Annotated in this window: 14 protein-coding genes; 6 read left to right on the forward strand and 8 right to left on the reverse strand. The window is 58.5% G+C overall.

Going from position 1 to position 11,724, the window contains the following annotated elements:
• Nucleotides 1-7 precede the first annotated feature (7 nt).
• The gene (gene mbfA, locus JNX03_RS14545; RefSeq protein WP_203209735.1) at nt 8-982 is read right to left on the reverse strand and encodes an iron exporter MbfA; all 975 of its coding nucleotides are present in this window, start codon (nt 980-982) and stop codon (nt 8-10) included.
• Nucleotides 983-1,123: 141 nt separating this feature from the next.
• Here mbfA and JNX03_RS14550 point away from each other — a divergent pair, with 141 nt between their 5' ends.
• Entirely contained in the window at nt 1,124-1,741 is a 618-nt protein-coding gene (locus tag JNX03_RS14550) for a TetR/AcrR family transcriptional regulator (RefSeq protein WP_203209736.1), read from the forward strand.
• Nucleotides 1,738-1,983, forward strand: a complete 246-nt coding sequence (locus JNX03_RS14555; protein ID WP_203209737.1) for an I78 family peptidase inhibitor — start codon at nt 1,738-1,740, stop codon at nt 1,981-1,983. Before JNX03_RS14550 ends, JNX03_RS14555 begins: the two co-directional genes overlap by 4 nt.
• On the opposite strand, the gene paaK is transcribed toward JNX03_RS14555, so the two are convergent.
• Both paaK and paaI read right to left on the reverse strand, forming a co-directional pair.
• Nucleotides 1,977-3,290: a phenylacetate--CoA ligase PaaK gene (paaK, locus tag JNX03_RS14560; protein WP_203209738.1), complete on the reverse strand. Its 1,314-nt coding sequence runs from the start codon at nt 3,288-3,290 to the stop codon at nt 1,977-1,979. The genes JNX03_RS14555 and paaK overlap by 7 nt on opposite strands.
• Nucleotides 3,290-3,727, reverse strand: coding sequence for a hydroxyphenylacetyl-CoA thioesterase PaaI (gene paaI, locus JNX03_RS14565; RefSeq protein ID WP_203209739.1), 438 nt, complete (start codon nt 3,725-3,727; stop codon nt 3,290-3,292). Before paaI ends, paaK begins: the two co-directional genes overlap by 1 nt.
• Nucleotides 3,728-3,844: 117 nt before the next feature.
• On the opposite strand from paaI, the gene JNX03_RS14570 reads away from it, so the two are divergent.
• Nucleotides 3,845-4,192: a DUF2794 domain-containing protein gene (locus JNX03_RS14570; RefSeq protein ID WP_409202362.1), complete on the forward strand. Its 348-nt coding sequence runs from the start codon at nt 3,845-3,847 to the stop codon at nt 4,190-4,192.
• A gap of 6 nt (nt 4,193-4,198) precedes the next feature.
• On the opposite strand, the gene JNX03_RS14575 is transcribed toward JNX03_RS14570, so the two are convergent.
• From JNX03_RS14575 to JNX03_RS14585, 3 genes are all read right to left on the reverse strand, one after another.
• Entirely contained in the window at nt 4,199-4,972 is a 774-nt protein-coding gene (locus JNX03_RS14575; protein ID WP_203209741.1) for an NlpC/P60 family protein, read from the reverse strand.
• Nucleotides 4,969-6,351, reverse strand: a complete 1,383-nt coding sequence (locus tag JNX03_RS14580) for a leucyl aminopeptidase family protein (RefSeq protein ID WP_203209742.1) — start codon at nt 6,349-6,351, stop codon at nt 4,969-4,971. The genes JNX03_RS14575 and JNX03_RS14580 overlap by 4 nt, the downstream gene beginning before the upstream one ends.
• A 78-nt stretch (nt 6,352-6,429) precedes the next feature.
• Nucleotides 6,430-6,807, reverse strand: a complete 378-nt coding sequence (locus tag JNX03_RS14585) for a hypothetical protein (RefSeq protein ID WP_203209743.1) — start codon at nt 6,805-6,807, stop codon at nt 6,430-6,432.
• A gap of 146 nt (nt 6,808-6,953) precedes the next feature.
• On the opposite strand from JNX03_RS14585, the gene JNX03_RS14590 reads away from it, so the two are divergent.
• Genes JNX03_RS14590 through JNX03_RS14600 form a run of 3 tightly spaced genes read left to right on the forward strand, consistent with a single transcriptional unit; the run spans nt 6,954 to nt 8,918 of the window.
• The gene (locus JNX03_RS14590) at nt 6,954-7,604 is read left to right on the forward strand and encodes a carbonic anhydrase (RefSeq protein ID WP_203212258.1); all 651 of its coding nucleotides are present in this window, start codon (nt 6,954-6,956) and stop codon (nt 7,602-7,604) included.
• Nucleotides 7,605-7,619: 15 nt separating this feature from the next.
• Nucleotides 7,620-8,603: a sodium-dependent bicarbonate transport family permease gene (locus tag JNX03_RS14595; protein ID WP_203209744.1), complete on the forward strand. Its 984-nt coding sequence runs from the start codon at nt 7,620-7,622 to the stop codon at nt 8,601-8,603.
• 3 nt (nt 8,604-8,606) lie between these two features.
• Nucleotides 8,607-8,918, forward strand: a complete 312-nt coding sequence (locus tag JNX03_RS14600; RefSeq protein ID WP_203209745.1) for a P-II family nitrogen regulator — start codon at nt 8,607-8,609, stop codon at nt 8,916-8,918.
• Here JNX03_RS14600 and JNX03_RS14605 read toward each other — a convergent pair whose 3' ends face one another.
• On the reverse strand, nt 8,919-10,544 hold the full coding sequence (locus tag JNX03_RS14605) for a mucoidy inhibitor MuiA family protein (RefSeq protein ID WP_203209746.1): 1,626 nt from the start codon (nt 10,542-10,544) through the stop codon (nt 8,919-8,921).
• Between the two features lie 101 nt (nt 10,545-10,645).
• Nucleotides 10,646-11,668, reverse strand: a complete 1,023-nt coding sequence (locus JNX03_RS14610) for an aspartate-semialdehyde dehydrogenase (protein ID WP_203209747.1) — start codon at nt 11,666-11,668, stop codon at nt 10,646-10,648.
• Between the last annotated feature and the right edge of the window lie 56 nt (nt 11,669-11,724).

The raw sequence follows: 11,724 nt of genomic DNA on the forward strand, positions 1-11,724 counted from the left end.
CGGCCCGTCAGCCCGATCCGATCAGAACACCCGCAGCGAAGACGAGCGCACCGCCCAGCACGACCTGCATGGCGGCACGGAAGAACGGCGTTTCCATGTATTTGTTCTGAATCCAGGCAATCGCCCATAGCTCGATAAAGACGACGACAAAGGCAGTGATCGTGGCGGTCCAGAAATCCGGGATCAGATAGGGCAGGGCATGGCCCAATCCCCCGACCGTGGTCATAATCCCTGAGGCAAAGCCGCGCTTCCACGGCGATCCCCGCCCCGACAGCTCCCCGTCATCAGAGGCCGCCTCGGTAAAGCCCATGGAAATCCCGGCCCCGACGGAGGCCGCCAATCCCACCAGAAAGGTTGTCCATGTGTCTTGCGTGGCAAAGGCGGTGGCGAAAATGGGCGCAAGGGTCGAGACAGACCCATCCATCAGCCCCGCCAACCCCGGCTGTACCCATGTCAGGATAAATTGCCGATGCGCACGGCTGTCCTCTTCTGTCTGGGCATCGCCGGACAAATGGGTCTCGGTAAGCTCTGCCGCCGTCGATTGATGCCCAGCCTCAGCTGCGGCCAGATCGCCCAAGAGTTTCCGTGTAGCTGTGTCAGATGTCCGCGCGGCTGCTGCCAGGTAAAAGGCCTCTGCGTCCCGTTCCATGGCGGCGGCTTCTTCGCGGATGCGTTCAAGCCCGAGGTTTTCGACCAGCCAGACCGGACGGCGGGCGTAGTAGCCCGACACATGCTCGCGCCGGATCAGCGGAATGGTGGACCCAAACCGCGCCTCGTGAAGATCAATCAACCGTTTGCGGTGCGTGTCTTCTTCGCTGGCCATGCCATCAAACACGGCGGCGGTGTCGGGAAAATCTTCACGCAGATTTTCTGCATATCCACGGTAAATCCGTGCATCATCTTCCTCAGAGGAAATGGCAAGCGCCAGAATCTCTTGTTCAGTCAAATCCTTGAAACGTTTACGGGCGAGCGAGAAGCGCATGGCAGTATCCTCTAGCGGTTTAGAATGATTCTAATACTTGCGGGCAACAGGAACAACCGACTTTGCGTGACGGAAAGGGATTTATTCCTTGGAACTAAACAAAACGGTTTATATTCTCATATTCAACATTCTGGAGTTTCCATGACAGCACTCGCACAGCAGATTCGCAAAGGCCGTAAGTTCGATCAGGTTCTTGCCGGTGCCCGCGAGGTGTTTATGGCTGACGGCTTTGAAGGGGCCAGCGTGGATGAAATCGCCCGCGTTGCTGCCGTATCCAAAGCCACCCTCTATAGTTATTTCCCTGACAAACGTCTGCTTTTCCTCGAAGTGGCCAATGCCGAATGTTGCCGGCAATCGGACGAGGCGATGGACAATATAGATCTCGAAGCGCCGCCGCGCGAGGTGTTGATGCAAACCGGCTGCCATTTTGTCAGGTTCATCACCTCCAAGTTCGGACAGCAAATCTTTTGCATGTGCGTTGCAGAGAAGGACCGGTTCCCCGAACTGGGGCAACAATTCTACAATTCCGGTCCCGCTGTGATGCGTGCCGAGATGGCCGAATACTTCGAAATGGCCGAAGCGCGGGGCGAGCTGCGGATTAAGGACAAGCTACTGGCGGCGGATCAATTCGGCGATCTGTGCAAGGCAGACATCTGGACCCGTTTGATTTTTGGCGTGGTGCAAACAGTCAGCGAAGAAGAAATCCACTATGTCGTGGAAAATGCTGTCGATACCTTTCTGGCGAGGTACGGAGTATGAGGGGATGCATCGCATTGACGCTGCTGGTTCTGGCCGGATGCAGCGCAGAGCCTGCTATCAATGCCTGCGGTGCGGACCAGTGGCGCAGTTTGCTGGGCAAGCCCGAGGCCGCATTGTCTGTCATCAACAAGGAACTGCGCATTATTCACCCTGGTGATGCCGTGACGATGGATTTCAACCCTGCACGGTTGAATGCTGAGATCGACGCGCAGGGCAAGATTGCAAAACTGGCCTGTTACTGACCCTTGGGGCGGTTATCGACGATCCGAACGGCCTTTCCTTCGGATCGCGGCACACCGCCAACATCAGCCACATCCACTTTGATACTGACGCCTACGGTTTGTTTGACCTTGGCAGACAATTGTCTGGCGGCGGCGGCGCGGGTCTCATCCGACATGGACGCATCCGCGCATTCGCAGATCACGCGCATTTGGTCCATCCGGTCCGGACGGCTCAACTCGATCTGGAAGTGCGGGGCCAATGATTTGACCTCCATGAGCTCTTCTTCGATCTGGGTTGGAAAGATATTCACGCCGCGCAGGATGATCATGTCATCGGTGCGCCCGGTGACCTTTTCCATCCGCCGCATGGACCGCGCCGTCCCGGCCAGCAGCCGGGTCAAATCGCGAGTCCGGTATCGGATGATCGGAAAGGCCTCTTTGGTCAAGGAGGTGAAAACCAGCTCCCCCCGTTCCCCATCGGCAACGGGTTCTCCGGTGTCAGGGTTGATAATCTCCGGGTAGAAATGGTCTTCCCAGATGTGCAGCCCGTCCTTTGTCTCCACGCATTCCATTGACACACCCGGCCCCATCACTTCGGACAGGCCGTAGATATCCACCGCATGCATATCGAAAGCCTCTTCGATCTCAAGCCGCATGGCGTTGGTCCATGGCTCGGCGCCGAAGATGCCGACCTGCAACGAAGAGTCGCGCGGATCGACCCCCTGCGCGGCGAATTCGTCCAGAATGGACAGGGCATAAGACGGGGTTACGGTGATCCCTTTGGGTTGAAAATCACCGATCAATCTCACCTGTCGGGGGGTCATACCGCCGGAGACAGGCACCGTCGTCAGTCCCAGATAGTCAGACCCCAGATGGATGCCCATCCCGCCAGTGAACAACCCGTAGCCATAGGCGTTGTGCAGCATGTCTCCGGGGCAAAGACCGGCCGCCCGCAATGACCGCGCCACAACGGAACCCCAGTTGTCCAGATCTTTCTTGGTATAACCCACAACCGTCGGCTTGCCTGTCGTACCGGACGAAGCATGCAGCCGCGCCACCTGTTCACGGGGCACGGCAAAGAGGCCAAAGGGATAGTTGTCGCGCAGGTCGTTCTTAACCGTAAAGGGAAATTTCGCCAGATCAGCCAGAGAGTGCAGATCATCCGGATGCACACCCGCCGCATCAAAACTGTCCTTGTAAAAAGGCACGTTGTCATACGCATGGCGCAGTGACCACTTCATCCGCTCAAGCTGTAGCGCCTCAATTTCGTCGCGGCTGGCAATTTCAATCGGATCCAATGTGGATTTCGCGGGCGTCAGATCTTTCATCAGGATGGAACCTCTTGGGGGAAATGTTGACCTTTGACGGTGCGTGACAATCCGCGAAACAGGGCAATGGTCCGGCCGTCTTCTCCGGTGACCGTGACATCATAAACGCCGGATCGTCCCGTTCTTGACACTTCGGCGGCCGTGGCGGTCAACAACTCACCATCGGCACCGGGGGTAAGATAGGTGATTTGGTTCTGCTGGGCGACGGTCAGTTGATTGTAGGTGTTGCAGGCAAAAGCAAAGGCGCTGTCGGCCAGTGCAAAGGTAAATCCGCCATGGCATATCCCGTGTCCGTTCAGCATATCAGGACGCACCCGCATGGTCAGAGTTGCCTGACCCGGCGCTATCTTGGTGATTTGCATGCCCAGCCCGCTTGAGGCGGGATCTTTGGCATACATGATCTCGGCACATTTTTCGGCACAGGTTTGAGGGGTCATTTCATGTCGCACATATGTTTCATAAATCGGGACATTTGCACAACTTTGTAACGCTTTCAATCCTTTTGATCCATTGCCGGGCTTGATTTGTCGCGCCAACAGCGCAACTGTATCCATATGACGATGCATTCCCCTCCCCAGGTCACCCCGTTTGAGCGCCCGCCCGAACAAGTTGCCTTTCATCGCACAGAGCTATCCGTGATCCTATCGTTGTATGGCCGCATGGTCGCAGCCGGCGAATGGCGCGATTACGGGATATCCTGCCTGAGGGAAGTGGCCGTCTTTTCGGTATTCCGGCGGACCGCTGAAATTCCGCTTTACCGTATCGAGAAACGGCCAAAGCTGCGCAACAAGCAAGGCATGTATGCGATTGTTGGCACGGGCGGCCAGATCATGCGTCGCGGCCACGATCTCAAAGCGGTCTTGCGGGTGTTGGAACGCAAGCTGATCCGATCCGTCGATTGATGGACCTCAAAGGCGGCGATGGCCGGTCACTGGCCCATCGCCCTGCGCCTCAATCCGTGTGATTGCATCCTCAATCGGTTCATAAACTGTGCTCATCGCGCCTGCATTGGCATGAAGAATGGTTTGCGGATCACTTACAATCGCCACGTGCCCCTTCCAGAACAGCAGATCATTCCGCTGGTAAACCTCATTGGTGGCATGGCCCAATGTCGCCTGCTGGTCGCTGTCGGCAGGGCAGGGCGTCCCGCAGGCCAAAAGCGCGGCCTGAACCAAGCCTGAACAATCAATGCCCCAACGGCTATTGCCACCCCAAAGATAGGGCGTGCCAAGAAAACGGGCCGCGACCTCTGCGGGATCGGAATACCGGGTGTCCACAGGTTCCAGATGATTGATTGGGATATAGCCAAGGCAGGTCTGGGCATAATTTCCCACCACATCCGTGACCTTGATCCGGCTGCCAAAGCTGAGCGAGATCAGATCGGGGGATTTGAAATCAGCCCTTTCATAGGCGTGCGTTGCCGGGGTACAGACCTGGTGACTGGGCTCTAGTTGCGGACCTAAGGTCACGCTCCGAACATAGCCGCAATAGCCATCCTTGGCCGATTGCACATATCGCCAATCCCCTTCATCGCCCAGCACAGTCACTACATCGCCGTAGATCAGCTGTCTGTCGCGCGGCCCAGCGGGACTCCGGCAAAGATCGGCAACGCTGGCGGTGATCTGTGCCGGATCGGCGCGGTTGGATTTGTCCGGATCTGGGGTCAGGCGTCTGTCGGTCATGGGGCCAAGATCCCGTCCAGGGCGGCATAAAGTGCGCGGGTCGCCTGGCCAATGCCGCCCTTGGGCCGCGCGGGGGCTGCTGCTGGCTGCCAGCCATAGATATCAAAATGGGCATAACGGCTGTCCGTGACAAACCGGCGCAGGAACAATGCGGCAGTGATACATCCGGCAAAGCCGCCCTTCGGCGCATTGTCCAGATCGGCAATGCCCGGTTCGATCATCGCCTCGTAAGGATCATGAAACGGCAAACGCCAGACCGGGTCGGCCTGCGCCGCCGCCGCTGTTTCCAACGCCGTTACGAATCCGGCATCGTCCGAGAAATAGGGCGCGAGGTCCGGCCCCACCGCGACACGCGCCGCGCCAGTCAGCGTGGCCATGGAAATTATCTGATCGGGTTTCTCTTCGTCCGCCAAAGCCAATGCATCGGCCAGAACCAGCCGCCCTTCGGCATCGGTGTTGTTGATTTCAACCGTCAGACCCTTGCGCGAGGTCAGGATATCCTGTGGACGGAAGGCATTGCCGGATACGGCGTTTTCCACCGCTGGGATCAACACCCGCAGCTGTAGTTTCCGGCCCGTTGCCATGATCATATGCGCCAGACCCAGCACTGCGGCTGCCCCGCCCATGTCCTTTTTCATCAGCCCCATTGACGCGCCGGGCTTGAGGTTCAAACCGCCGGTGTCAAAGCACACGCCCTTGCCGACCAGCGTCAGCGTGGGCCCGGTATCCCCCCAGCGCATGTCAATCAAACGCGGTGCGCGGTCCGCCGCGCGGCCAACGGTATGGATCATCGGCAGGTTCTGTTCCAGCAACGCGTCGCCAGTGATCACTTTGATCTTTGCCCCATGTGCCCCTGCCAGATCCCGCGCCGCTTGTTCCAGATCGGGCGGGCCCATGTCGGATGCTGGCGTGTTGATCAAATCCCGGGTCAGGCATTCCCCCGCGGCCAGCGCCTCTACCTCGGATGCAGTCACTGCTTTAGGCGCGACCAATTCTGCCGCCATTGGTATTTGGGTTTTGTAGCGGTCAAAACTGTAGCTGGCCAACAACCAGCCCAGTGCCTCGACGGCCTGTTGATCGTCCGGTAGGCCAGACGCAATCTTGTATACCCCCTTGGGGAGCCTGGCTGCAGCGCCAGCCAAATGGAACCGTCCCCGCTTGCGGGACGCCGCCGTGCCGTATCCGGCCAGCGCCATCATCACAGATCCGTCCGCCGCCGGTATCGCCAAGGCTTGACCCAGCCCCCCGGTAAACCCCTGCGCAGCGATCCAGTTTTGCACGGCCTCCGGTTGGTCCGCCGTCCACGCCCCAAGCCCATCCTCGGCAATCACATGAAGCGGCAGGGCAGATGTGGTATCGGATGCAAAACGAGGTGGCATGGGGCGCTTTCTTACTGGTTAATTCTCGCGCCCAGCCTACCCGTTCCAGCGACACCCGCAAGCCATCTCAGGCCGGGATCATTCGGGCATGTCGTCAATATCCCAGATTGCGGTCAATGAACGCTCGCCAATGCGAAACAGCCGCGAAAGCGTTGCCGCAAGCGCGGTTGCATCGTTGTTGGCCACGCATTGCACGACATCCCCTGCCACCTTGGCCAGATCCGCCATCCCGATCTGGTCGGCGACCGCGATCAAGGACCGCGCACTTTTCTGTAGATCGGGCCAGGCGGCATCGCGAAATTTCTGTTCGCATTGGGTCAAACGCCGCGCCAGATCTTCGAGGGCGCGGCAGACCACATCTTCGGCCCCCGCTTCGCCCAGTTGCGTATAAAGCGCGCCCAGCCGATCCTGATCCACGCTGATTTGTTCCCTTGGTCGGATTTGCAGAACCTGCATTAACTCACCCCTTGTTCAGCCCCCACGGCCAAAGCGGAATATTGTCCAAACAAGTATGTAAATGGTTGCTCTGCTTCTGTGTTTTCGCTCGAATTTGTTCCGGAATTAAGTTAACCCTGCGGAAATGTTTCAGGAGACTATCAATGATGGATCATGCAAAACCACTTCCGGCATATCTATTGACGCGCTACCACGGCTGGAAAGCCACCGGTTATGCCGACAACAAGTCGTGGTATCGACGACTGGCGACCGAAGGGCAGCGGCCCCGCGCCATGGTGATCTCCTGTTGTGACAGCCGCGTGCATGTGACCTCGATTTTCGGGGCCGATCAGGGCGAGTTCTTCATTCACCGAAATATCGCCAATCTCGTCCCCCCTTGCGAGCCTGACGGCCAGCATCACGGGACATCGGCCGCCGTGGAATACGCGGTGCGGGTTCTGAATGTTGCGCATCTGATTGTGCTGGGCCATTCCAGTTGTGGTGGCGCGAAAGGCTGCCTTGAAATGTGCAAGGGAAACGCACCGGAACTGGAAGCCAAAGACAGCTTTGTTGGCCGCTGGGTGGATATCCTGCGCCCCAAGTATGGCGAAGTTGCTGACATTGAGGACGAACAGGAACAGGAACGCCAGTTTGAGAAGCATGCGGTGATGACATCGCTCGAAAATCTCATGACCTTTCCTTGGGTCAATGAAAAGGTGACAAGCGGCGAATTGAGCCTACATGGCCTGTGGACCGATATCGGCGAAGGTGGGTTGGAATACTTCTGCCCGGAAACGGGAAAATTCCAGCCAGTTTAACAGGGCATTTGAGGCATGGAAAATCTGTTCTCTCTGGCGGCGGACAATCTTGTTTCGCCCATTATTCTGTCCTTCGTATTGGGGGTTGCGGCCTCCCTTGCGCGGTCTGATCTGAGCATTCCTGAGGCCGCCGCCAAGGCGCTGTCGATTTATCTGCTTTTTGCCATCGGCTTCAAAGGTGGGGTAAGTGTTGCCGCGCATGGCATTGATGCGCGGCTTGGGCTGGCCTTGCTGGCGGGGATCATTCTGTCGGCGGCCCTGCCTTTGGTCGCTTTTGGCCTGTTGCGGGTGATGACAGCGATGAGCCGCCTTGATGCGGCTGCCGTGGCGGCGCACTACGGGTCGATCTCGATCGTGACATTTGTCGCGGCCACGTCGGTCTTGGAAAGCCGCGGCATAGCCGCGGAGGGTTACATGGTCGCCGTTGCCGCCGCGATGGAAGCGCCTGCGATCCTGTCCGCGCTGTGGCTGGTGGCCCGTGGCGGAGGCGGCGATAGCAAAGGCATGGACAGCACATTGCTGCGTGAGATCATGTTGAACGGCTCCATCGTTTTGCTGGTTGGAGCGTTCCTGATCGGCTGGGCGACGGGCGAGGAGGGTCTGGCGGAAATCTCCAGCTTTATTGTGTCGCCGTTCAAAGGTGTTTTGTGCCTGTTCCTGCTGGATATGGGCCTCGTCGCCGGGCGCGGCCTGCGCCAAGGTGGCGGTATCCTCACTCCATCAGTCTTGGCCTTTGGGGTGTTAATGCCCCTGATCGGCGCGGCGGCCGGTCTAGTTACCGCCCTGGCGCTTGGCCTGACGCCGGGCGGTGTGACGTTGATGATGGTCCTGTCGGCTTCTGCCTCTTACATCGCGGTGCCAGCGGCCATGAGGGTGGCGCTGCCCGAGGCAAACCCGTCACTGTACCTGACTCTCTCGCTTGGGGTGACATTCCCCTTCAACCTGACGCTGGGTATCCCGCTTTATGTGGCGGTGGCCCAAGCCATGACCGGAGGCTGACCTATGCAAACTCATAAAGCCAAACGTGTTGAGATCACCATCGAGGCGGTCATGCAATCGCGCCTCACCGATGCTTTGAAAAAGGCGGGCGTGACCGGCTACACCGTGCTGCCGGTGCTGGGCGGGTCCGGCCGTTCCGGTGAATGGAGCCGCGCAGGTCAGGTCAGCCGCGCCTCTGGCATGGTGCAGGTGGTGTGCATCATCCGGCCTGAACGGCTTGATGGGTTGCTCGAAGGGGCCTTTGCCGTGGTTGAACGACATATCGGCGTGGTCAGCGTAACCGATTGCGATGTGCTGCGCGCCGAACGGTTCTGATCAGCGCAGGATCTTGTCCTCGGGCCAACGCAGGTTTTCCTCAATCGTGACCGATGTTGTGGCCCCAGCGGCCACGTTCAGATCCCACTGCAAAATGCCGCGCCGGTCATCCAGATTGGTCTCATCAGGCACAGGATTGGCGGTCCAGTCAATTTGCAGATCTTCCTGTGCAGTATAGGGCACAGCTGCCCGCACCTCGACCTGCCAATCCTCTGATCCGATGTTCTGGATATCCATCCGGGTGCGATCCGTTTTGGCATTGGATCGGCTGATGATCCCGCGATCCCCTTCGGTCTGGTCCAGAACGGTATAGGTCAGGCGCAAGTCCTCGATCGGTCCAAACGGCAGCTCTGCCTCGTCTCCCGCAGGGATCAGCCCAAGGTTCATTTGCCCAATCAGGGTATTGTCCAGAAACAGCGCCACCTCATCCGCAGGCAACAGTGGCTCTTGGGTGGTGTTGGTAAATTCCGCCATCAAAAAGGCGGTCTGATCGGAGCGCGGCACCGCGCGGGCAAAGCGGCGGGCGGGAAAGGTCAAAGTGTCCAGCGCTACGCGACTATCATCCACGCCGCTGGCGATGCTGACGGGTGTGGCGAAATCATAGCGCACGCCAGGGCCATCGAAATTGGTCATGCCCTTGGCCTCCTCAACGATAACCGGTGCTTCGATTACCGGATCGGCAAAGCTTTCGGCGCTGTCGGCCATCTGGCGCGAAAGCTTTGCACGCGGAGGTTCCTTGTCTGCCAAGGTCAATCGTCGCGGGTACACTTGTGACGGTTGGGTCTGGCCCGAGGGTGCAAGTGTGGAAAGGGTCAGGGCGACCCCCTGCCAGTTCTCGCCGCTGCGTTGAGAGACAACCGCCCCCCGTTTGATCGAAAGCTGCGGCGCGTCTTTGCCGTCCAGATGAATGTCATAGGTCGGCAGCCAATCCGCATCGACCAGATATTCCAAACCGATCATCACCTCACCCGCCGCCGTGGCCATTACATCGAGGGTCAGCTGCGCGTGTTTCTCCGGCGGTGGGGTCAATGCCTCTAGCGCCGCCCGCGCATCCCTAAGCGTGTTTTCCAGATCTTTCCGCCCCAGGTCAAGATCACGGGCGGCCTGGCGTGCGCGCAGGGCTTCTTGCTCCGCCTGAAGGCTTTCTGCACCGATCATCTGGCCAAGCGCCTGCAAAGTGCTGACATCTGCTGGCAATCCTTCGTTGCGGCCCAAATCCCCCAGAAACCCGATCTGCGCCTGTGCCGCGCGGCCAGCAAGAGAGACCGCTTCGATCTGGTCATCTAGACCCCGCAATGCAGCCTCGGCCGCATTAATCTGCTCCTTGGCTGCAAGGATTTCGGCGCTGTCTGTGTCTGCTTGTGGCGGCACAGCCTCTTTGCGGAATTGCGTTGTGCCAAGGGTTGCCCCCGTGACCGAAACCCGCAGAAATTTACGATCCATTGTGTGCGGCAAGTCCGGCAAGACGATCTGATGGCTGCCTTGGGGCAGGGTGACAGTGGCCTGACGGTGGACCGTTGCCAGATAAGGATAAACCGTGACCGCCTGCGGTTCGGATCGCAGGGTAAAGACATCCGCCAGCGCGGCGGTTGGCAGCAGGGTCAGGCAGGCAAAGAGGACACGCATAATTCAGTTCCCATATCTATTGCCGTTACTCTGCACCCTCACGGCCAAAAGAAAAGGGGACCAAACGGCCCCCTTTCCCCAATATGCATTTTGAGCGGATATCAGCCCTTTTTCAGAACTTCCCGACCCAACAGTTCGGCGATTTGAACCGCATTCAAGGCCGCACCTTTGCGGAGATTGTCAGAGACGCACCAAAGGTTCAGACCATTGTCGATGGTGCTGTCCTGACGGATACGGCTGATGAAAGTGGCGAAATCGCCGACACATTCAACCGGGCTGACGTAGCCGCCGTCTTCGCGCTTGTCGATCACCATGATGCCCGGTGCCTCGCGCAGGATATCGCGGGCTTCGTCCTCGTCGAGGTGATCTTCAAACTCGATGTTCACCGCTTCGGAGTGGCCCACAAAGACCGGCACGCGCACACAGGTTGCCGTGACCTTGATTTTGGGGTCGACGATCTTTTTGGTCTCAGCCACCATCTTCCACTCTTCTTTGGTGGAGCCATCTTCCATGAAAACGTCGATGTGCGGGATCACGTTGAACGCGATCTGTTTGGTGAATTTGCGCGGTGGCTTGTCGTCCGTGGGGTTGTAGATCGACTTGGTCTGATCCCACAGCTCATCAATCCCCTCTTTGCCCGCGCCGGACACCGATTGATAGGTGCTGACGACGACGCGCTTGATCGTGGCGCGGTCGTGCAACGGCTTGAGCGCAACAACCATCTGCGCGGTTGAGCAGTTGGGGTTGGCGATGATGTTCTTTTTGGCATAGCCGTGGATCGCTTCGGGGTTCACCTCGGGCACGATCAACGGGATATCCGGGTCGTAGCGATAGAGGGAAGAGTTGTCGATCACGACGCAGCCCGCCTTGGCGGCACTTGGCGCGTATTTCTTGGTGGCCTCAGAGCCAACCGCAAACAGCGCCATATCCCAGTCGGTGAAATCAAACGTATCAAGGTCCTTGCACTTAAGCGTCGTGTCCCCATAGCTGACTTCCGTGCCCAAAGACCGACGGCTGGCGAGTGCCACAACCTCGTCCGTAGGGAACTGGCGCTCGGCCAGAATATTCAGCATTTCGCGGCCCACATTGCCTGTGGCGCCCACGACGGCGACGCGATAACCCATCTGATTTCTCCAATATATATAGTGATGGTCGCAGCCCTTTAGCCTGCCTGACGGGC

The sequence above is a fragment of the Sulfitobacter mediterraneus genome (genome assembly GCF_016801775.1).
Taxonomy (GTDB): domain Bacteria; phylum Pseudomonadota; class Alphaproteobacteria; order Rhodobacterales; family Rhodobacteraceae; genus Sulfitobacter; species Sulfitobacter mediterraneus_A.

Coding starts and splice junctions, on each gene's coding strand:
- paaI (WP_203209739.1), bottom strand. CDS start 3,727: ATGACCCCTCAAACCTGTGCCGAAAAATGTGCCGAGATCATGTATGCC.
- JNX03_RS14600 (WP_203209745.1), top strand. CDS start 8,607: ATGCAAACTCATAAAGCCAAACGTGTTGAGATCACCATCGAGGCGGTC.
- JNX03_RS14595 (WP_203209744.1), top strand. CDS start 7,620: ATGGAAAATCTGTTCTCTCTGGCGGCGGACAATCTTGTTTCGCCCATT.
- JNX03_RS14610 (WP_203209747.1), bottom strand. CDS start 11,668: ATGGGTTATCGCGTCGCCGTCGTGGGCGCCACAGGCAATGTGGGCCGC.
- JNX03_RS14590 (WP_203212258.1), top strand. CDS start 6,954: ATGGATCATGCAAAACCACTTCCGGCATATCTATTGACGCGCTACCAC.
- JNX03_RS14550 (WP_203209736.1), top strand. CDS start 1,124: ATGACAGCACTCGCACAGCAGATTCGCAAAGGCCGTAAGTTCGATCAG.
- mbfA (WP_203209735.1), bottom strand. CDS start 982: ATGCGCTTCTCGCTCGCCCGTAAACGTTTCAAGGATTTGACTGAACAA.
- JNX03_RS14575 (WP_203209741.1), bottom strand. CDS start 4,972: ATGACCGACAGACGCCTGACCCCAGATCCGGACAAATCCAACCGCGCC.
- paaK (WP_203209738.1), bottom strand. CDS start 3,290: ATGAAAGATCTGACGCCCGCGAAATCCACATTGGATCCGATTGAAATT.
- JNX03_RS14555 (WP_203209737.1), top strand. CDS start 1,738: ATGAGGGGATGCATCGCATTGACGCTGCTGGTTCTGGCCGGATGCAGC.
- JNX03_RS14570 (WP_409202362.1), top strand. CDS start 3,845: ATGACGATGCATTCCCCTCCCCAGGTCACCCCGTTTGAGCGCCCGCCC.
- JNX03_RS14585 (WP_203209743.1), bottom strand. CDS start 6,807: ATGCAGGTTCTGCAAATCCGACCAAGGGAACAAATCAGCGTGGATCAG.
- JNX03_RS14605 (WP_203209746.1), bottom strand. CDS start 10,544: ATGCGTGTCCTCTTTGCCTGCCTGACCCTGCTGCCAACCGCCGCGCTG.
- JNX03_RS14580 (WP_203209742.1), bottom strand. CDS start 6,351: ATGCCACCTCGTTTTGCATCCGATACCACATCTGCCCTGCCGCTTCAT.